20 protein-coding genes are annotated in these 18,118 nt (G+C 69.2%); 4 read left to right on the top strand and 16 right to left on the bottom strand.

The window, feature by feature from the left end:
• Window positions 1–11: 11 nt before the first annotated feature.
• From U5817_RS22975 to U5817_RS22965, 3 genes are all read left to right on the top strand, one after another.
• The gene (locus U5817_RS22975; RefSeq protein ID WP_407278955.1) at window positions 12–1,241 is read left to right on the top strand and encodes a hypothetical protein; all 1,230 of its coding nucleotides are present in this window, start codon (window positions 12–14) and stop codon (window positions 1,239–1,241) included.
• 78 nt (window positions 1,242–1,319) lie between these two features.
• Entirely contained in the window at window positions 1,320–1,967 is a 648-nt protein-coding gene (locus U5817_RS22970; protein ID WP_407278954.1) for a HugZ family protein, read from the top strand.
• A 49-nt stretch (window positions 1,968–2,016) separates the two neighbouring features.
• On the top strand, window positions 2,017–2,643 hold the full coding sequence (locus U5817_RS22965) for a LysE family translocator (RefSeq protein ID WP_407278953.1): 627 nt from the start codon (window positions 2,017–2,019) through the stop codon (window positions 2,641–2,643).
• A 125-nt stretch (window positions 2,644–2,768) separates the two neighbouring features.
• Here U5817_RS22965 and U5817_RS22960 read toward each other — a convergent pair whose 3' ends face one another.
• From U5817_RS22960 to gcvA, 3 genes are read right to left on the bottom strand one after another with little or no spacing between them, the layout of a single operon-like run.
• Window positions 2,769–3,089: a heavy metal-binding domain-containing protein gene (locus U5817_RS22960; protein ID WP_169126345.1), complete on the bottom strand. Its 321-nt coding sequence runs from the start codon at window positions 3,087–3,089 to the stop codon at window positions 2,769–2,771.
• A gap of 28 nt (window positions 3,090–3,117) precedes the next feature.
• Complete coding sequence (locus U5817_RS22955; protein ID WP_407278952.1) at window positions 3,118–3,852, bottom strand: SDR family oxidoreductase; 735 nt, start codon at window positions 3,850–3,852, stop codon at window positions 3,118–3,120.
• 18 nt (window positions 3,853–3,870) lie between these two features.
• Window positions 3,871–4,830: a transcriptional regulator GcvA gene (gene gcvA, locus U5817_RS22950; protein ID WP_407278951.1), complete on the bottom strand. Its 960-nt coding sequence runs from the start codon at window positions 4,828–4,830 to the stop codon at window positions 3,871–3,873.
• A 325-nt stretch (window positions 4,831–5,155) separates the two neighbouring features.
• Between gcvA and U5817_RS22945 the strand changes: the two genes are divergently transcribed.
• Entirely contained in the window at window positions 5,156–6,667 is a 1,512-nt protein-coding gene (locus tag U5817_RS22945) for an acetyl-CoA hydrolase/transferase family protein (protein WP_407278950.1), read from the top strand.
• Window positions 6,668–6,762: 95 nt separating this feature from the next.
• On the opposite strand, the gene dinB is transcribed toward U5817_RS22945, so the two are convergent.
• From dinB to U5817_RS22880, 13 genes are all read right to left on the bottom strand, one after another.
• Window positions 6,763–7,902 carry a DNA polymerase IV gene (gene dinB / locus U5817_RS22940; protein WP_407278949.1) on the bottom strand — a complete coding sequence of 380 codons (1,140 nt, stop codon included), beginning with the start codon at window positions 7,900–7,902 and terminating at the stop codon, window positions 6,763–6,765.
• A 25-nt stretch (window positions 7,903–7,927) separates the two neighbouring features.
• Window positions 7,928–8,389, bottom strand: a complete 462-nt coding sequence (locus U5817_RS22935) for a MaoC family dehydratase (RefSeq protein WP_407278948.1) — start codon at window positions 8,387–8,389, stop codon at window positions 7,928–7,930.
• 272 nt (window positions 8,390–8,661) lie between these two features.
• Complete coding sequence (locus tag U5817_RS22930) at window positions 8,662–9,957, bottom strand: acetyl-CoA hydrolase/transferase family protein (protein ID WP_407278947.1); 1,296 nt, start codon at window positions 9,955–9,957, stop codon at window positions 8,662–8,664.
• A 137-nt stretch (window positions 9,958–10,094) separates the two neighbouring features.
• A complete protein-coding gene (locus U5817_RS22925) occupies window positions 10,095–10,484 on the bottom strand; it encodes a (2Fe-2S) ferredoxin domain-containing protein (RefSeq protein ID WP_407278946.1) in 390 nt (129 codons plus the stop codon).
• A complete protein-coding gene (gene cobJ, locus U5817_RS22920) occupies window positions 10,481–11,443 on the bottom strand; it encodes a precorrin-3B C(17)-methyltransferase (RefSeq protein ID WP_407278945.1) in 963 nt (320 codons plus the stop codon). The genes U5817_RS22925 and cobJ overlap by 4 nt, the downstream gene beginning before the upstream one ends.
• Before the next feature lie 215 nt (window positions 11,444–11,658).
• Window positions 11,659–12,450: a CbtA family protein gene (locus tag U5817_RS22915; RefSeq protein ID WP_407278944.1), complete on the bottom strand. Its 792-nt coding sequence runs from the start codon at window positions 12,448–12,450 to the stop codon at window positions 11,659–11,661.
• Window positions 12,451–12,464: 14 nt separating this feature from the next.
• Window positions 12,465–12,650 carry a CbtB-domain containing protein gene (locus U5817_RS22910; RefSeq protein ID WP_407278943.1) on the bottom strand — a complete coding sequence of 62 codons (186 nt, stop codon included), beginning with the start codon at window positions 12,648–12,650 and terminating at the stop codon, window positions 12,465–12,467.
• A 53-nt stretch (window positions 12,651–12,703) separates the two neighbouring features.
• Window positions 12,704–13,219, bottom strand: a complete 516-nt coding sequence (locus U5817_RS22905) for a cobalamin biosynthesis protein (RefSeq protein WP_407278942.1) — start codon at window positions 13,217–13,219, stop codon at window positions 12,704–12,706.
• The gene (locus U5817_RS22900) at window positions 13,216–13,989 is read right to left on the bottom strand and encodes a cobalamin biosynthesis central domain-containing protein (protein ID WP_407278941.1); all 774 of its coding nucleotides are present in this window, start codon (window positions 13,987–13,989) and stop codon (window positions 13,216–13,218) included. The genes U5817_RS22905 and U5817_RS22900 overlap by 4 nt, the downstream gene beginning before the upstream one ends.
• A complete protein-coding gene (cobI, locus tag U5817_RS22895; RefSeq protein WP_407278940.1) occupies window positions 13,986–14,810 on the bottom strand; it encodes a precorrin-2 C(20)-methyltransferase in 825 nt (274 codons plus the stop codon). Before cobI ends, U5817_RS22900 begins: the two co-directional genes overlap by 4 nt.
• A gap of 177 nt (window positions 14,811–14,987) precedes the next feature.
• Window positions 14,988–16,274, bottom strand: a complete 1,287-nt coding sequence (cbiE, locus tag U5817_RS22890) for a precorrin-6y C5,15-methyltransferase (decarboxylating) subunit CbiE (RefSeq protein ID WP_407278939.1) — start codon at window positions 16,272–16,274, stop codon at window positions 14,988–14,990.
• A complete protein-coding gene (locus U5817_RS22885) occupies window positions 16,253–17,416 on the bottom strand; it encodes a cobalt-precorrin-5B (C(1))-methyltransferase (RefSeq protein ID WP_407278938.1) in 1,164 nt (387 codons plus the stop codon). The genes cbiE and U5817_RS22885 overlap by 22 nt, the downstream gene beginning before the upstream one ends.
• 13 nt (window positions 17,417–17,429) lie before the next feature.
• A complete protein-coding gene (locus U5817_RS22880; RefSeq protein ID WP_407278937.1) occupies window positions 17,430–18,116 on the bottom strand; it encodes a precorrin-8X methylmutase in 687 nt (228 codons plus the stop codon).
• Between the last annotated feature and the right edge of the window lie 2 nt (window positions 18,117–18,118).

The following is an 18,118-nucleotide window of genomic DNA, read 5'->3' as shown; positions in this document are numbered from 1 at the left end:
AGGAGTGCATCATGAGCAAGTGCAGCGATCCTGCTTCCGCAGTCCGGAAACCCGCCGGCCGTCGCGTTCTCGCGGCGTCCGGCTGCACGCTGTCCGCGCTGGCGGCGGCCGTGGCCTTCACCCTTGCAGCGGCGCCGGCCCTTGGCGACGCGCAGCCCGGCGGAAACCGCCATACGGGGCAGTACATCTTCCGTTTCGACACCTTTGGCGACCAGCAGCTATGGACCACCGTGCTGCGCATGCACGAGGTGATCCCCGCTGCGGTGAGCCCGGCCACGGCGCTGGCGGTCGGATTGAAGGTGGATGCGACGGCCTTGCCGCGGAATTTCTTCGCAAAGCACGATCTCAACGATCCGAAGACGACGGTGGAGCTGCTGCGGCGCAATGCGGTGGTCGGCGTGGTGGGTAAGGTGAAGGGGCGGCGCCTGACTTCGGTGGGGATCACCTGCGCGCTGTGCCACTCGACCGTCGACAACTCGGTGGCTCCGGGCGTGGGCAGGCGCCTCGACGGCTGGCCGAATCTCGACCTGAATCCGGGCGCGATCATTGCGCTCTCGCCCGCGCTGCCCGACGAAGTGAAGGCGGTCTACAACTCCTGGGGTCCCGGTCGCTACGACCCGCGCTTCAGCATCGACGGCATCAACGGGCCCTTGGTGATCCCGCCGGCCTATGGCCTCGCCGGCGTGCCTTTCGAGACCTTTACCGGCGACGGTCCGATCTCGTACTGGAACAACTATGTCGCCGTGACCCAGATGGGCGGGCACGGCAACTTCTCCGACCCGCGGCTCGGCATTTCGATCGAGCAGTCGCCGGATCTGGTCACGCCGAAGCTGCCCGCGCTGCTGGCCTACCAGTTGAGCCTGCCGGCGCCCCGGCCGCCCGAGGGCAGCGTGGATGCCGTGGCGGCGCAGCGCGGGGAGGCGCTTTTCAATGGTGCGGCGCGTTGCGGCACGTGCCACATCGCGCCGACCTACACGGACGTGCACAACGGGCCGGACGCCGACACGCCGCTGCTGCACGACCCGGCGGAGACGGGGATGGATCCAGGCTATGCGCAGCGCAGCGCAACCGGGAAGTACCGCAGCACGCCCCTGCGCGCGCTGTGGCAGCATCCGCCGTATTTCCACGACGGTAGTGCGCCGACGCTGGGGGCCGTGGTGGATCACTACGACACGCAATTCGCGCTGGGGCTGACGCCTGAACAGAAGGCGGATCTGGTGGAGTTCCTGAAGTCCTTGTGAGCGGCGGTGCGGCGAAATTCGGACGGGGGCAGAAATAGTTCATTGACGCCGGCGGGCGGGGGCGACACAGTGACGGGCATGAAGATCACCGTTGCTCCCGCCATCCACCTGCTGCACGAGGCAGCGCATGCCACGCTGGCGACGCATTCGACCCAGCTCGCGGGCTACCCGTATGCGACGGCGGTGCCCTGCGTCGTGGATGCGGCACAATGCCCGCTGTTCTGCGTCAGCCTGCTCGCCGAGCACACGAAGAACCTGCTCGCGGACCGGCGCGTCAGCCTGTCGGTGGTCGGCGCCGAGAACGGGAACATCCAGGCCGGGGTGCGCATGACGGTGATCGGCGACGTCGAGCGCTTCGAGCCGTCTGCGGAGCTCGTTGCGCGCTATCTGCGCTACCAGCCGGATGCGAAGCAGTACCTCGAGCTCGATTTCGCCTTCTTCCGCCTGCAACCGAAGCGCATCCGCTACATCGGCGGCCCGGGGAAGATGGGGTGGATCGAGGACGAGCGCTGGGCCGGGCTGCCGCTGCTGCCGGAGGTGGCGGAGGCGGATCTGCTGCTGCAACTCGCCGGCAGCGTGCCGGCCGGAACCCATCTGCTCGGCATTGACTGCTTCGGCATCGACTATGCCGTGAACGGGCGGCGGGCGCGGCAGCGCTTCCCCGAGCTGCGCAGCGCCGAGAATCTCGCGGCCACCGCGCCGCGCATCGTGGCCGGGCTGCTGTGAGCGCGGGGGCATCCGCTTCCCGGCCGACGTCCGCGCGGACGGAGCGGCCATGACCTCGGTCGAAACCACCCTCGCGTTCTTCGTCGTGTCGGTGCTGCTTGGTGCGGCGCCGGGGCCGGACAACCTGTTCGTGCTGATGCAGTCCGCGCTGCGCGGGCGCAGGGCCGGGATGCTGGTCGTGCTGGGGCTGTGCACGGGCCTGCTGGGGCACACCGCGGCGGTGGCCGTGGGCCTCGCAGCGGTGTTCGCGGCGTCGGCGACGGCCTTCACGGTGCTGAAGTTCGTCGGTGCGGCCTATCTCGCGTGGCTCGCCTGGCAGGTGCTTACCGCGCCGGATGGGGGCGATCCCGCGATCGGCGAGGTGGCGCCCGACGGCTGGCGCATGTATGTGCGCGGCATCGTCATGAACCTGACCAACCCCAAGGTGATCCTGTTCTTCCTCGCCTTCCTGCCGCAGTTCGTCGAGGCCGGCGCGGCGCCGGTGGCGCTGCAGGTGATGTGGCTGGGCTTCGTGTTCATCGTCGCGACGCTGCTGACCTTCGGCGCGATCGCGCTGTTTGCGGCGTCGATCGGGCAGCGCCTGCGCAATTCGGCGACCGCGCGGCGCGTGCTGAACAAGTCGGCGGGGCTGGTGTTCCTAGGGCTGGCGGCGCGGCTGGTGCTAGCCGAGCGCTGAGGGCAGGGTTGGCCGGAGCTGTTTCCCCTTGTGGGAGCGGCTTCAGCCGCGAATCGAGTCGCGCGGCCCCGTTGAGGCCGATTCGCGGCTGAAGCCGCTCCCACGGTGAGCTTACGGCCGATCCCTCAGCCGAGCGTCACCGCGGTGCCGCTGACCGCCACCATGAGCATGCCGTTGGTTTCGCCGAGGACCTCGTAGTCGAGGTCGATGCCGACGATGGCGTTGGCGCCCAGCTTCTCGGCCGCTTCGGCCATTTCCTCGAAGGCGGTGTCGCGCGCGGAGCGCAGCGTCTTCTCGTAGGCGCCCGAGCGCCCGCCGACGAAGTCGCGCACGGCAGCGAACATGTCCTTGAGGAAGTTCGCGCCGATGATGGCTTCCCCGGTGACGACGCCGTGGTAGGCGCGGATGGTCTTGCCTTCGACGGTAGGCGTGGTGGTCATCAGCATGGCGTTTTCCTGTGCAGTGGAAAAGGGGTCAGGGCGCGAGCTGGCGCAGGTCGGCGGTCGCGGCCTGGCCGAATTCGTCGCCGAGCAGGTAGTTCACCAGCCGGAACGCGCATTCGTCGGGGCGGGCGAGGGCGCCGTCGCGCTTGAGGGCCTCGAAGCGCGCGCGCACCGGGAAGCGGTCCTCGGGGGTGGCGCGGATTTCGGCCTGCATCGCCGTATCGACGACGCCGGGGGCGAGGCTGCAGATGCGCAGGCCGGGCGTGCCGTCCATCGCGACGGCGCGCGCGTGCTGGTCGAGGGCGGCCTTGGAGGCGCAATACACGCTCCAGCCGGCGTAGGCGCTGCGCGCGGCGCCGCTGGAGACGTGCATGATGCGCCGGTCGGCGACCTCGCCGCTGGCGGCGGCGAAGGCGCTGGCGAGCATCAGCGGGGTGGCGGTGTTCAGTGCGATCGCGCGGGCGATCGCTTCCGGCGGCAGGGTGTCGAGCTGGCCCACCGGCTGCAGCATGCCGGCGTTGTTGATCAGCAGCGCCTGCGAGCAGTTGGCGAGGAAGCCGCGCAGCGTTCCTCCGGCCAGCCAGTCGGCGACCACCTCGGTGTCGGCGAGGTCGATCTGCACCTGCGAGAGGTCGTCGGGATAGCGTTCGGCGAGGGCGTCGTTCGCATGCCGTGCGAGGCCCAGCACGGGGATCGTGCGGGCGAGGAGCTCTTCGGCGATTGCGGCGCCGAGTCCCTGGGTGTGTCCGGTGAGGATGGCTTTCATTGCGGCAGTGTTCCCGGGTCAGACGGCCTGCGCGGCGGCTTCGGCCGTGAGCCAGGCGCGGAAGGCGGCCACGGCGGGACGCCGCGCGATCGCCTCGTGCATGACCAGATAATAGGCGAAGGGCGAGGGCAGCGGTATGTCGAAGGGGATCGCGAGGCTGCCTTCGGCGACGCGCGACTCGATCAGCGAGCGCGACGCGAGGGTGACGCCCTGGCCGGCGAGCACCGCGGCGAGCGCGAGGGCGGCGTTGGCGAAGCGCGGGCCGCGGCCCGAATCGATGCCCGCGACGGCGGCGCGGTCCAGCCAAAGCGCCCAGCCGGAGCGGGCGATGCCGGGGCCGGCGTCGCGCAGGGTGTCGTCGTGGATCAGCATGTGGTGCGCGAGGTCGGCCGGCGTGCGCAGCGGCCTGTCGCCTGCGAGCAGCGCCGGCGCGCATACCGGGACGTAGTCCGGCGCGAACAGCCGCTCGATGACATGGCCGGGATAGCTGCCGGTGCCGTACAGGATGGCGACCCGGCTTTCGTCGTCGCGCGGGTCGACGGCGAGCGCCGCGACGATCGCCGCCTGGCCGCGGCGGTCTACGGTGTCGGCGGTGCTCGACAGCTGGAGTGCGACTTCCGGGTGGGCGATGGTGAAACCGGCTAGGCGGGGCACCAGCCAGTGGCTGGCGAAGGAGGGCGGCGCGATCACCGTGAGCGGTCCGGCGACCGCCTGGCGCGTGCTCTCGACTGCGGCGGCGAAGCAGTCGAAGCCTTCACGCACCTTGGGCAGCATCGCGCGGCCGTGTTCGGTGAGTGCCAGCGCGCGCGTCATGCGCCGGAACAGCGGCACGCCCAGCCAGTCCTCCAGCGCCTTGATCTGCTGGCTGACGGCGGCGGGCGTCACGTGCAGCTCGGCCGCGGCCTGCTTGAAGCTCAGGTGGCGCGCGGCGGCCTCGAAGGTGCGCAGCAGGGCGAGGCCGGGTAGCCGGTAGCTCATCGATGACGGTTAAGTGTTTCTAATCTGTTACATCATAAATGGTCGTTTGTCGCCGGACCAGCCGCTGCCTAGACTTCGCCCCACATCCATCGTGGTGTCCGGCGGCCTTCTCCCTCCTCCACCGCCGGGAATCTTCGATCGATCGGAATGCGCGCCATCGGGTTGCCGGTGGCGCGCATTGTTTGCGCGGCCGCTTCCCGCACCGCGATCGTGGTCACGCCGTTCGGGCACGGGACTCCATGCAGGGCAGGTTTGCGGACTCCTCCGCCGGGCGGCCGTTTGCACCGGAATGCAGGCATCCCGGTTTCCTGGAGACGTGAATCGCATGAACAAAGAAAATCGCATCCATAGCGCGGCGCTGCGCAGCAAGGTCATGTCCGCCAACGAGGCGGCGAGCCTCATCCAGTCGGGCATGAACGTGGGCATGAGCGGCTTCACCGGCTCGGGCTACCCGAAAGCGGTGCCGTCCGCGCTGGCCAAACACATCATGGACGCGAACCTGAACGGCAAGCGTTTCAAGATCGGCGTGTGGACGGGCGCCTCGACGGCGCCGGAGCTCGACGGTGCGCTGGCGATGGTCGACGGCATCGAGATGCGTCTGCCCTACCAGTCGGATCCGACCTGCCGCAAGCGCATCAATGCGGGCGAGATGGAGTACATCGACATCCACCTGTCGCACGTCGCGCAGTTCGTGTGGTTCGGCTTCCTCGGCAAGCTCGACGTCGCGGTCGTGGAGGTGGCGGGCATCCTCGAGGACGGGCGGCTGATCCCCTCATCGTCGATCGGCAACAACAAGACCTGGCTCGATCAGGCCGACAAGGTGATCCTCGAGGTCAACTCGTGGCAGAGCGCGCAGCTCGAAGGCATGCACGACATCTGGTACGGCACGCAGCTGCCGCCGAACCGACAGCCGATCCCGCTCGTACGCAGTTCCGACCGCATCGGCGAGCCCTACCTGCGCTGCGATCCGGACAAGGTGATCGCCGTCGTCGAGACGCACGCGCCGGACCGCAACTCGGCCTTTTCGCCGCCCGACGCGAACTCGAAGCTGATTGCCGGCCACATCCTGGAATTCCTGCAGTACGAGGTGAAGAAGGGGCGCCTGCCGCGCGAACTGCTGCCGCTGCAATCGGGCGTGGGCAACATCGCCAATGCGGTGATGGCGGGCCTCAACGAGGGGCCGTTCGAGAACCTGACGGCCTACACCGAGGTGCTGCAGGACGGCATGCTGGAGATGCTGAAATCCGGCAAGCTCGCCAGCGCGTCGGCGACGGCGTTTTCGCTCAGCAACGAGGCTCTGGCGGAGCTCAACGCCGACCTCGCGCGCTACCGCGAGCGCATCATCCTGCGCCCGCAGGAGATCAGCAACCATCCGGAGGTGATCCGCCGCTTGGGCGTGATCGCGATGAACGGCATGATCGAGGCGGACATCTATGGCAACGTGAACTCGACCCACGTGATGGGCTCGCAGATCATGAACGGCATCGGCGGCTCGGGTGACTTCGCGCGCAACGCGTATCTGTCGATCTTCATGACGCCCTCGCAGGCGAAGGGGGGCACGATCTCGTGCATCGTGCCGATGGCTTCGCACGTGGATCACACCGAGCACGACGTGCAGGTGCTGGTCACCGAGCAGGGCCTCGCCGACCTGCGCGGCCTGTCGCCCAAGCAGCGCGCGAAGACGATCATCGAGAACTGCGCGCATCCGAATTTCCGGCCCGCGTTGTCGGACTACTACAAGCGCGCGCTGCAGTTCTCGCCCGGCAAGCAGACCCCGCACCTGCTGGACGAGGTGTTCGACTGGCACCTGCGCGCGCTGCGCGGGGAGCGGATGTAATCCTGGATCAATCTTTCCGGCGACCAAATCCCCGTTCGGGCTGAGCTTGTCGAAGCCCTGCCAATGCCCTTCGACAGGCTCAGGGCGAACGGTACTTAGTCGAACAGGCGCAGGTTCTCGCCCGGCTGCGGCGGGCGGGGGCCGGCCTCGCCGGGCGGCAGCAGCGTGCCGACGCGCACGCCCAGCAGGCGCAGGCGGCGGTCGAGCGGCACGCGCTTGAGGCAACTGCGCACCGTGGCGAGGATGGTGGCCGCGTCGTCGGTCGCCTGTTCGATCGTCATGTCGCGCGTCACGGTGCGGAAGTCGTCGTAGCGCAGCTTGAGGCCGATCGTGCGCCCGACATAGCCCTTGCGCTTCAGGTCGCCGGCGACGCGCTCGCACAGCTTCACGAGGATATCGGTCAGCATGTCGCGGTCGGCGCGCGCGTCGAGGTCGCGCTCGAAAGTGGTCTCGCGGCTGACCGACTTCGTTTCGCGCTCCGTGACGACGGGACGCTGGTCGCGGCCGTGCGCGACTTCCGTGAGCCAGTGGCCGTAGTGCTGGCCGAATTCCTCGATCAGGCTTTCCGGTGCGGCGGCAGCGAGTTCGCCGATGGTGTGGATGCCCATCGCGTCGAGCTTTTCCCCGGCGCGCGGGCCGATGCCGTTGATCTTGCGCGCGGCGAGCGGCCAGATGCGCGTGGGGATGTCGGCGTAGTCGAGTACGGTGAGGCCGTCGGGCTTGTCGAGGTCGGAGGCGATCTTCGACAGCAGCTTGTTGGGCGTGACGCCGATGGAGCAGGACAGCCCGGTCGCCGCGCGCACGGCGTCCTTGATGCGCTGCGCGAGTTCGACCGTCTCGCCCGGGACGTCGGTGAGGTCGATGTAGATCTCGTCGATGCCGCGGTCCTCGATCATCGGCGCGATTTCGGCCACCGCGGCCTTGAAGAGGCGCGAGTAGCGGATGTAGTCGTCGAAGTTGGCGGGCAGCAGGATGGCGTCGGGGGCGAGCGCGGCGGCCTTCATCAGGCCGATGCCGGAATGCACGCCGAGCGCGCGGGCGGGGTAGGTGGCGGTGGTGGCGACGCCGCGCCCGACGTAGTCGCGCAGCCGGGGGAAGTCTTCGAGGCGGGCGCCCGCGAGCGTGCCGCGTCGTCCGCCGACGACGACCGGCAGGCCGGCGAGCTGCGGGTAGCGCAGGAGTTCGACGGACGCGAAGAAGGCGTCCATGTCGAGGTGGGCGATGCGGCGTTGCATGCTACTCGCGCCGTGCGGCGCGGCTTCAGTCGGTGAGTTGCGGGGCGCGTTTGAGCAGGTGGTTGCCGATGTAGGAGGCGACGGTGTCGCCGTGCTGGTTGATGGTCTTGTACAGCATGCGGACGATGCCGCGGTCGGGCTTGGAGCGTGAGGGCCTGACTTCGAGGACTTCGAGTTCGGCGTGGAGGGTGTCGCCGGGGCGCACGGGCGCGAGCCAGCGCAGTTCGTCGATGCCGGGGGAGCCGATGCTGGAGTCGGCGATGATGCCGGTCTGGATGAAGAGGCGGAAGGTCAGCGCGACGGTCTGGAAGCCGCTGGCGATGAGGCCGCCGTAGGGGGACTGCGCGGCGGCGTTGGTGTCGAGGTGGAAGGGCTGGGGGTCGTACACCATCGCGAAGTCGATGATCTGGCCTTCGGTGAGGGTGATGCCGGCGGTCGTGAAGCGTTCGCCGGGGGCGAAGTCGTCGAGGTAGCGGTGGGGGTGCATGGGGCGCGGTCGTCCTGTTTTCCTGTCAGGGCGATATTTTGCGGCATCGGGACGCGGGTGGGGGACCTGCGGGCGGATTCGTCTGCCGGGCAGACGCTCGCGGCCTTCGGCTTCCCGGCGTGTTCGGGGCCGCGGGGGCGGCGACGCAAACTCGGCCGCTGCGCGGCCTCTGACATGCGTCGCCTTGTTTCCCCCGCAACCCCGCACGCGCCGGCGCTCACGACAGCCCGGCAGCCGAACCCGCCCGCAGGTCGGCACGGGCGGGGGGTGATTTACAGCAGGTTCATGCGCTTCGCGGCTTCGCGCAGCTCGCCGCGGAAGTCCGGGTGCGCGATGCCAATCAGCGCTTCGCAGCGTTGTTTGGCGGTCTTGCCGCGCAGCTGGGCGACGCCGTATTCGGTAACGACATAGTTGATGTCGTTCTTGCTCGTCGTCATGTGCGTGCCGGGTGTCAGGGTCGGCACGATGCGCGAGATGGTGTCGTCCTTGGCCGTCGAGGGCAGCACGATGAAGGCCTTGCCGCCCTTCGAGCGGTTCGCCGCGCGCACGAAATCGACCTGGCCGCCGGTGCCGGAGTAGGGCGAGGGGCCGAGGCTCTCGGAGCCGCACTGGCCGAGGAAATCGACCTGCATCGTGGCGTTGATCGCGACGAGATTGTCGTTCTGCGCCGCGTAGTACGGGTCGTTGGTGACGTCCACCGGATGCATCTCCAGCGTCGGGTTGCGGTGCATGTACTGGTAGAGCTTGTTCGAGCCGAGCGCGAAGGTCGCGAGCATCTTGCCGGGCTTGAGCGTCTTCTTGCGGTTGGTGACGGCGCCGGATTCGATCAGCGACAGGATGCCGTCGCCGATCATCTCGGTGTGGATGCCGAGGTCGTGCTTGTGCTTCAACTGCATCACGACCGCGTCGGGGATGCCGCCGTAGCCGATCTGCAGCGTCGCACCGTCGTCGATCAGGTCGGCAACGTACTTGCCGATCGCTTCCTGCACGGGGCCGATCTTGGGCAGGCCGACTTCGAGGAGCGGGGCGTCGCTTTCCACGAGCGCCGCGACCTGCGAGATGTGCACGTGGCAGTCGCCGTAGGCGAAGGGCACGTTCGGATTCACTTCGAGAACCACCGCGCGCGCCTTCTTCACCGCGGCCATCGTGTAGTCGGGGCCGAGCGAGAGCGCGAAGAAGCCGTGCTCGTCCATCGGCGAGGCCATCGAGAAGACGACGTCGGCCGGCGTCAGACCGCGGTCGATGAGCTGCGGGATCTCGGAGAAGTAGTTGGGCATGAAGTCCACCCAGCCGGCCTGGCCGCCAGGGCGCGACGCGCCGCCGAAAAAGTAGGCGCTGTGGCGCACGTTGGCGACCGTCTCGGGATCGAAGTAACCGTACTTGCGCAGCGGCAGGATCTGGCTGACGACGACGTTCTCGAGGCTGCGGCGGCGCTCCGAGAGCGCTTCGAGCAGCGCCGGCGGCTCGCCCACGCCGGTGGGCACGACGACGGTGTCGCCCGATCGCACGAGTCCAGCGGCGTCCGCGGGGCTCATCCTTTTCTGCTGGTACTGGGTGTGTACGCTCATGTCCTTCCTCTCCCTTGCTTCGACTGTTATGTATCGATTCGGGCGCGATTATAGTCGCGTCCATACTGAAGCGTATGGAAAACGTACGGATGCGTATGGGAGATTCGATTGGCTCCGCCTATCGACGGAGCCGGCGCTCAGCAGGGGGTGGAGGGGCCGCGGTGGAAAACCAGTTCCTCGACCGCTTGCCCGCCAACGAGGTGCTGCTCGACGATGCGCTGCATGTTCTCCCGGATGGCATTGTAGTACCACACGCCGTCGGGTTGTACGCACACGATGGGGCCGCCCTTGCAGGCTGCAAAGCAGGACACGCGGGTACGCTTGACGCGTAGCTCGCCGTGGTCGAGACCGGCCGCCTTGAAGGTCTCGCCGAGGCTGTCGAAGAGCGCCTGGGATTCACCGTTGGCCGTGCAGCGCGGACCGGTGCACACCAGCAGGTGGCGCCGATAGCTGCCGAATTTCGGCTTCGCGGGCGGGGCCGGTGGGGTGTCCGTCCGGGCTGCGGGCGACTCCGGCGCTGCGCTCATGCGAGCGCCTCGTCCGCGTCCGCGGGTTCGTCGTCGCTCGTGTCGGCGAGCGCCGCGGCGATGTAGTCCGCCGGCAGGCGGTGGCGGCGGGCGAGCTCCTCGACCGTTTCGCCGCTCGTGCGGAGCGCTTCGAGCCAGCCGTCGAGGCCGGTCGACAGCGAGCGCCCGGCCTTCTCGCCGTCGCGTGCAGCGCCCGACTCGACGTCGTACTTGTTCGCATAGCCCCGCGGCGTGACCATCAGTCCGTCGCGGATGAAGGTGTTGGAGTTGCCGATCAGCACCGTGCTCAGCATGCCGATCTCGCACTCGGTCATCTTGTCGAGGGTGGTGAACTCGATGCGCTGCTTGGGCCGGTAGGCGGACTTCACGATTGCGACCGGCGTGTCGGGGCGACGGTGCGCGAGGAAGAGGCGCTGCGCCTCGACGATCTGGCGCGAACGCCGCCCGCTCTTGGGGTTGTACAGCGCGACGACGAAATCGGAGACGGCGGCGGCATGCAGGCGGCGCGCGATCACCGGCCAGGGCGTCAGCAGGTCGGACAGCGAGATCGCGCAGAAATCATGCGTCAGCGGCGCGCCGACGAGGGCTGCGCAGGTGTTCAGCGCCGAGGCGCCGGGGACGATCTCCACTTCGATATTCGAGTCCGGCGTCCAGCCGGCCTGGAACAGCACTTCGAAAGTCGGGCCGGCCATGCCGTACACGCCCGCATCTCCCGACGAGATCAGCGCGACCTTCTTGCCCTGCCGGGCGCGGTCGAGCGCCTCGATCGCGCGGTCGAGCTCCTCGGTCATCGATTTCTTGACGACTTCCTTGCCTTCGACGAGGTCGGCGACGAGGCGGATGTAGGTGACGTAGCCGATGATGGTGTCGGCCTCGGCGATGGCGGCGCGCGCGCGGCCGCTCATGTGCTCGACGCTGCCGGGGCCGAGGCCCACCAACATGATCTTGCCTGTGGTCATGATGTGTATCTCTCTTTGTTGAGGGCCTATGGGGCTTGATGTGGGAGCGGCTTCAGCCGCGAATCGCCGGTGTGCGAAGTAATGTCGTCCATTCGCGGCTGAAGCCGCTCCCACGGGCAGCGCCAGGCGGATGCGCAGGTCGAACTTGCGGCTGTGTCGCCGTATGTGATCATTGATCACGGGGCTTAGGGTGGAAGGCGCAGCGCTCTTGCGCCCTAAGGTGTCGTCGTCCAATCCGTCAGCGCCGGGCGCACCCACTTGCCGACGGCCCAGCCCGACAGGCCGCCGAGCGCGAGCCACTGCACGGCCGTGGCGATCGTCGTCGCGAGCGCGAAGGGGCCGGCGAGCGCTTCCATTTGTCGCGCGATCTCAAGGTCGTAGCCGGCGAACGGCCCCCCTGCGAGGTGCGGCGCGCCGACGGCGAAGGGCAGCACGAGCACGGCGAGGCCCGCGAGGCGCAGCGGGCCGCGGACGAAGGCGAGCAGGGCGAGCCCGGCCGCCCCGCTTGCAGCGGCAAGCAGCCACCACGCCTGGCGATCGCCGAGCGGCGCGGCGACGCTGCCGGGAAGCTCGGGCGGCAGGCCCAGCGTCGGCAGACCGAAGACGCACAGCCAGCCGGCGGCGCCCCACGCGAGGCCGGTGCCGGCCGACGCGAGCGGCCGGCCGCGCAGGTGTTCCCAGGTCGTGATCGCAGCGACCAGCACCAGGCCGAAGCCGATCGCGGTCAGGATGTTCGCCACCGCAGTCCAGACATGCCGTTCCGTGCCCTCGTCCGGTGCCCATGTCTCGGCGTCGTGCGCGTGTGTATCGCCGCCGGCATGGTCGTGATCGTGCTCATGTGCGGAGGTGACGAGCGCTGCGGCCTCTTCGGTGGATTCGGCGGCCCCTTCGAACACCTCGGCTGAGGCGATGAGCGGGATGGCCTGCCAGTGCTGCACGGCACTCACGAGCAGGCCGGCGAGAGCGCCGACCAGCAGCGCGCACAGGACGATACGACGGAACAGCATGCCGGACTCCGGGTTCAGTGGCAGGGGAAGACGTTGACGTGGCGGGCGTCGTGGGCGGCGTTGTGGGCCGCGGCGATCGGGCTGAAGCCCACGCCGTAGACGATCACGGCGCCGAGCAGGGCGGCGGTCAGGACAGGCATCGCGATCGCAAGCAGGGCGCTCTTCGGACGGGCGATGTGCAGGGTGGCTTGCTGTTGCATGGTGGTTCTCCTTCTTCGATGGGTGTGACAGCGTTTGAAAATCAGTAAGACGATCAACGAGATTCGTTCGCCCTGAGCCCTTCGGCTTCGCTCAGGACTGGCTTGTCGCAGGACGGTGGCGGGGCTTCGACAGGCTCAGCCCGAACGGTATTGGGCTGTCGGGTTGATAGCCGCGCGACCGACACGGTGGCATTGCGTCCATCCGGGCCGCGCAGCTTGTGTTTCTCGACGATCAGGTGCGTGAGGTCGGTGCCGGCCGCGAGCAGCGCGGCGGCTTCCGACACCGATGGCGTGCCGGTGTAGCGGCGCACCGTCTCGGATGGATTCGGCACCGCGACTGCGGCAAGGGCGGCCGCCGGATGGAAGACGATTTCCCAGCCGTGGCGCGTGGCGAGCGCGAGCAAGCCGGCCTCGTCGGCCTTGAGGTCTATGCTTGCCACGGCGCGCACATCGGTGAGGCCTGCACCCGCCTGCGCGAGCGCCTCATCGATGGCCCGGGCGATCGTGTCCATGGGCGTGCCGCGGTCGCAGCCGAGGCCGAGGGCGACAGGATTGCGTGAGGGGCTCACGCGGCCTCCTGCGGCGGACGGTAGATCACGCGCCGGCCGGCGAGACGTTCGGCCCAGCCGGCGGGCAAGTCGCGCAGGCTGATCCACAGTACCGCGCCGAATTGTTCCGGATCGACGTCCTCGAGGCGCTCGAAGCGCTTCAGGTTCGCAGGCAGCGGTCCGCTGCGGCCGTTGGCGTGGCGCGCCCACCAGTCGCGGCTGCCCGCTTCCTGCACGAGCGCGACCGGTTCGTCGTTCACGACCGCCGCGCTCGCGCGCACGATCTCGTCGTGGCTCGCGTCGAAGGTCCAGCCGAGCTCGCGGCCGAGGAGATCGACGGCAAGCGTCTCGCGCGCATCCGACGCCGTGGTCAGCACCGGCTGCGCGCCGAGCGCCGCGGCCAGCACGCCGGCCAGCGCGTTGGCGCCGCCGAGGTGGCCGGAGAGCATCGGGATCGCGTAGCGGCCGCCTTCGTCGAGCACGACGATGCCGGGATCCTGTTCCTTGGCCTTGAGGTGCGGCGCGATCAGGCGCACCACGGCGCCCAGCGAGACGATCGCGACGATGCCGTCGAAGCCCGCGAAGAGCGCCGGGATCTGGTCGCCGGTCTTGCCCGTGTAGCAGGTCGCGGCGCCGGGCGCGGCAGCTTCGGCTTCGGCGCGGAACTTCTCGGGGGCGAAGAGGCGGGCGCCGGGGATCGCGGCGACGACCTTGCCGGCGAGCGCGATGCCGTGTTTCGTGATCGAGACGACCGCAACGCGTTCGTTGGGGAAGGGGAGGTGGACGCTCATGCGGCTTCCTCCGCCGTCGTCGCGACCGTTCCGATCTCGGTTGCAGCTGCGCGCTTGCGGCACCCGCGACGCAGTTCGCCGCGCGCGCGCTTGGGGTTCTGCACCAGCAGCAGCGACAGGTAATTGACCTTCTCGCCGCGCAGGCTCGCGATGTCCTTCACCACGCGCTCCTCGGGCGAACCGACCTTCTCGACGAAGCAGCTCGTCGCGAGGAGATCGCGCGCTTCGAGCAGATCGAGCACCTCGTCGAGCAGCGGCTTCACCTTCATCAGCACCAGCGTGTCGAACTCGTCGAGCAGGTGGTCGATCACCGACACGCCGTAGGCCGCGGGGATCACGGCGACGGTTTCGTCTTCCTCGGCGAGCGCGATGTCCGCGCAGGCGGCCGCGGCGGCGAAGGAGCTGACGCCGGGGATGGTTTCGACCTCGACTTCCGGGGCGAGCTCGCGCACCGCGCGCGCGAGGTGGCGGAAAGTCGAGTAGGTCGAGGCGTCGCCCTCGACGAGGAAGGCGACGTCGCGCCCTTCGGCGAGGAGCTCGGCCGTGCGGGCGGCGGCGCGTGCCCAGGCCTTCGCGAGCGCGACAGCGTCGCGCGTCATCGGGAACACCAGTTCGACGGCGTCGGCCGGCACGGCCAGGCCGGCGCGCACGACGATGTCGAGCGCGTAGGAGCGTTCCTCGGCCTTCTTTACCGGATAGGTCCAGCGCGCGTCCGACTGCAGCGCGGTCCAGCCGCGGCGCGTGATCAGGTCGGGATCGCCGGGTCCGAGGGAGACGCCGATTAGGCGGCCGTAGCGGAGGGAGGGGAGATCGTTGTTCATGTTGTCGTCGTTGTCGGTGCGTTCTTGCGCTGGTCGTCCCTGTGGGTGCTGGCTAGGTGGGAGACGGTCATGTGGGAGCGGCTTCAGCCGCGAATCGGCGGTATCGCGTGCGCAGCGGCTTATTCGCGGCTGAAGCCGCTCCCACGGGCTGTACCCGGTTCTCCCGAGCCGGGCGCTTCATGAAATCTTCCTTTGAGCGCTCACGATCCACACCGGGTTCTGCGCCGCCAGCCGGTGCATGTCGAGGATTGGCTGGCTGCGCGCGGCCGACAGCATCGTCACTTCCCATGCGGCGCCTGCGTCGGCGAGCGCGGCGGTCGCGGTCGCGAGGTTCTCGATGGTGACGAAGTTCATCACCAGCCGCCCGGCGGGCTTCAGGCGCGCGAGGCACAGCGCGATCAGCTGCGCGAGCTCGCCGCCCGAGCCGCCGATGAAGACCGCATCCGGATCCGGCCACGCGTCCAGGCCCTCAGGCCCCTTGCCCTCGACCAGCGTGTAGTTCGTCGCCTGCAGGCGGCGGGCGTTCTCGCGCGCGTTGGCGGCGTCGCCAACGTTCTTCTCGATCGCCCAGACGTGGCCGAGGCGGGCGACGCGCGAGGCCTCCAGGCCGACCGAGCCCGATCCGGCGCCGATGTCCCACACCAGGCTGTCGCTGCGCAAGCCGAGCTTCGCGAGCGACACGGCGCGCGCTTCGAGCTTGGTGATCAGCCCTTTTTCCGGCTGGCGCTGCGCGAAATCGCCGTCCTCGAAGCCGAACACGGCGCAGGGGGCGGAAGCGGTCGCACGGTCGATCACGACGATGTTCGGATCGGGGAAGCTGCGTGCGGCGGCCTCCGTGAGCGTCAGGTCGGCGAAGATCGCCTCGTCCGGCAGGCACAGCCGTGCCGCGACCGAAATGCGCAAATCGTCGCCGTAGCCCGCGGCGAGCAGCGCCCGCGCGATGCGGTCCGGGCTGTTCGCGGGGCTCGTGAAGCTAACGACGCGTGCGTGTTCGGCGACCGCACGCACGATGGGATACAGCCCATGCCCGGGCGTCGCGCCAACGACCCATTCGCCGGCATCCGCGCCGTGGCAGGAGCGGATCGCCGCATCCTGCCAGGTCTTGTTGAGCCGTGCGCAGGCGAGCGCGATCGTCGACGGCGCCGGTAGCACCTCGATCTTCCCCGCCCCGAGCTTGTCGATCAGGAAGCGCCCGATGCCGTGGCACAGCGGGTCGCCGGTCGCGAGCACCGTGACCGGCAGCTGGTCGGCGAGCGCAGCACGGACCCATTCGGGCGTCTTGCCCAGCGCGCCGTCCATGTCGCGCAACTCGATGTCACCGCCCAGATGCGGCGCGACGAGATCCAGCGTGCGGCGCGCGCCGATCACGACGCGGCTCGCGCCGAGACGCGCACGGCCGGCGGCCGAGAGCCCCTCCCAGCCGTCGTCGAGGATGCCCAGGATCAGGCAGCGCAGGTCAGACATTCGGATTCCTCCACGGTGACGATGGGCACGCCTTCGAAATTGCACGCGAGCACGGTGAGGCGGTGCGGGCCGGGATAGCGGTCGCGCAGAGAGCGGATCGCGCGTAGCGCGAGCGCGCGGTGGAAGGGCACGGTGAGGCCCAGTTCGGCGAGGCTTTCGGCGGCGAAGCGCGCGGTCTCGGCGGCGCGGATCTGCTCGACGACGTCCGGCGGCGCGCCGACTTCGGTCGCGGCCTCCGCGATCAGCGCGCGGTCGATCTCCTCGCGCCACGCGTGCGTCACCGACAGGCCCTGCGCGATCTTCGTCAGCTTGCCGACCATCGCGCCGACGACGACGCGCTGCATCCCGTGCTTCACCGCCGTCGAAAAAGCCGCCTTGACGAAGTCGCCCATCTGCACGAAGCAGGCCTCGTCGAGTTCGGGGAACTCGCGCATCGCGCACTTCTCGGTGCGCCCGCCGGTCGTGAACACCACCGTCGTCTGGCCCTGATTCGCGGCGACATCGACCGCCTGGATCACGCTCGCGCGGAAGGCCGCGGTCGAGTACGGGCGCACGATGCCGGTCGTGCCGAGGATCGAAATTCCGCCGAGGATGCCCAGGCGCGCGTTGAGCGTCTTCTTCGCCATCTCCTCGCCGCCGGGCACCGAGATCGTCACCTCCAGGCTGTCGCCCGCAGCGAGGATCGGGGCGCCGGCGCGCGCGACGTTCTCGCAGATGTTCCTGCGCGGCACCGGGTTGATCGCCGGGCCGCCGACTTCGAGCCCGAGGCCCGGTTTCGTGACGACGCCGACGCCCGGTCCGCCCTTCAGGATCACCTCGCCGCCACCGCTCGGGATGCGGCGCACGTCCGCGGTCAGATGCGCCTTGTCGGTCGCGTCCGGGTCGTCGCCCGCGTCCTTGATGCTCACGGCATGGGCGCAGTCGCCTTCGATGCGGCCATCGCTGATGCGGAAACTCACCTGCATCGTGTTCGGCAGCACGCACTCGATCTCGGCCGGCACCTCGCCGTGTACAAGGCCGAGCGTCGCCGCAGTCGCCGCAGCGGCCGAGTTTGCGCCGGTCGTGAAGCCCGTGCGGTTGCCGCGCTCGCGCTTCGCGTCGCCCTTGCGCACCTTCTCCGGCAAGGCGTGGCCCGCTGCCATGGCTCGTCCCCGCTTACGCCGCCGGCGCCTGCTGTTCGCGCTGGCGTGCCTCGGCCAGCCCGAGCAACGCATGGATCGCCGCGACGACCAGCGTCGAGCCGCCCTTGCGGCCGCGGATCACGATCCAGGGCACCTCATCGACTTCCGCCATCAGGTCCTTCGACTCGGCCGCCGACACGAACCCGACCGGCATGCCGATCACCAGTGCCGGCCGCGCGCCTTCCTCGCGGATCAGGCGCACGACCTCGATCAGCGCCGTCGGCGCGTTGCCGATGCCGACGATCGCGCCATCCAGCAGCCCCAGGCGGTGCGCCTTGCGCATCGCCTGCACGGCGCGCGTGGTCTCCTCGGCCTTCGCCTGGGCTATCACGTCCGCGTCGGAGATGAACTGGTGCGTGCTCATGCCGAAGTGCGCGAGGCGCGAGGCCGACAGGCCGACGCAGATCATCTCGACGTCGGCGACGATGCGCGTGCCACCGGCGAGGATCGCCGCCAGCCCCGCCGCCACCGCATCGGCGTGGAAATCGGTCAGGCCGTTGAATTCGAAGTCCGCGTTCGCATGGATCATGCGGCGCACGACCGGCCATTGTTCCGGCCGATAGTCGTGGCGGCCGACTTCCGCGTCGATGATCGCGAAGGAGTCGTGCTCGATCGCGCGTCCGGCGGCCGTGAGCTGTTCGGTGACGACGTTGCTGTTCATGG

Source organism: Aromatoleum evansii, assembly GCF_045689615.1.
GTDB lineage: Bacteria > Pseudomonadota > Gammaproteobacteria > Burkholderiales > Rhodocyclaceae > Aromatoleum > Aromatoleum evansii.
Note: the sequence above shows the minus strand (reverse complement) of the source record. Positions and strands in the feature narration are given on the sequence as shown.

Bases quoted from the DNA above. Each gene is read 5' to 3' on its own strand.
- U5817_RS22930 (WP_407278947.1), bottom strand. From the start codon at position 9,957: ATGAGCGTACACACCCAGTACCAGCAGAAAAGGATGAGCCCCGCGGAC.
- U5817_RS22945 (WP_407278950.1), top strand. From the start codon at position 5,156: ATGAACAAAGAAAATCGCATCCATAGCGCGGCGCTGCGCAGCAAGGTC.
- U5817_RS22900 (WP_407278941.1), bottom strand. From the start codon at position 13,989: ATGAGCGTCCACCTCCCCTTCCCCAACGAACGCGTTGCGGTCGTCTCG.
- U5817_RS22910 (WP_407278943.1), bottom strand. From the start codon at position 12,650: ATGCAACAGCAAGCCACCCTGCACATCGCCCGTCCGAAGAGCGCCCTG.
- U5817_RS22975 (WP_407278955.1), top strand. From the start codon at position 12: ATGAGCAAGTGCAGCGATCCTGCTTCCGCAGTCCGGAAACCCGCCGGC.
- U5817_RS22915 (WP_407278944.1), bottom strand. From the start codon at position 12,450: ATGCTGTTCCGTCGTATCGTCCTGTGCGCGCTGCTGGTCGGCGCTCTC.
- cobI (WP_407278940.1), bottom strand. From the start codon at position 14,810: ATGAACAACGATCTCCCCTCCCTCCGCTACGGCCGCCTAATCGGCGTC.
- U5817_RS22965 (WP_407278953.1), top strand. From the start codon at position 2,017: ATGACCTCGGTCGAAACCACCCTCGCGTTCTTCGTCGTGTCGGTGCTG.
- cbiE (WP_407278939.1), bottom strand. From the start codon at position 16,274: ATGTCTGACCTGCGCTGCCTGATCCTGGGCATCCTCGACGACGGCTGG.
- dinB (WP_407278949.1), bottom strand. From the start codon at position 7,902: ATGCAACGCCGCATCGCCCACCTCGACATGGACGCCTTCTTCGCGTCC.
- U5817_RS22970 (WP_407278954.1), top strand. From the start codon at position 1,320: ATGAAGATCACCGTTGCTCCCGCCATCCACCTGCTGCACGAGGCAGCG.
- U5817_RS22880 (WP_407278937.1), bottom strand. From the start codon at position 18,116: ATGAACAGCAACGTCGTCACCGAACAGCTCACGGCCGCCGGACGCGCG.
- U5817_RS22960 (WP_169126345.1), bottom strand. From the start codon at position 3,089: ATGCTGATGACCACCACGCCTACCGTCGAAGGCAAGACCATCCGCGCC.
- U5817_RS22955 (WP_407278952.1), bottom strand. From the start codon at position 3,852: ATGAAAGCCATCCTCACCGGACACACCCAGGGACTCGGCGCCGCAATC.
- cobJ (WP_407278945.1), bottom strand. From the start codon at position 11,443: ATGACCACAGGCAAGATCATGTTGGTGGGCCTCGGCCCCGGCAGCGTC.
- U5817_RS22925 (WP_407278946.1), bottom strand. From the start codon at position 10,484: ATGAGCGCAGCGCCGGAGTCGCCCGCAGCCCGGACGGACACCCCACCG.
- U5817_RS22885 (WP_407278938.1), bottom strand. From the start codon at position 17,416: ATGGCAGCGGGCCACGCCTTGCCGGAGAAGGTGCGCAAGGGCGACGCG.
- U5817_RS22935 (WP_407278948.1), bottom strand. From the start codon at position 8,389: ATGCACCCCCACCGCTACCTCGACGACTTCGCCCCCGGCGAACGCTTC.
- gcvA (WP_407278951.1), bottom strand. From the start codon at position 4,830: ATGAGCTACCGGCTACCCGGCCTCGCCCTGCTGCGCACCTTCGAGGCC.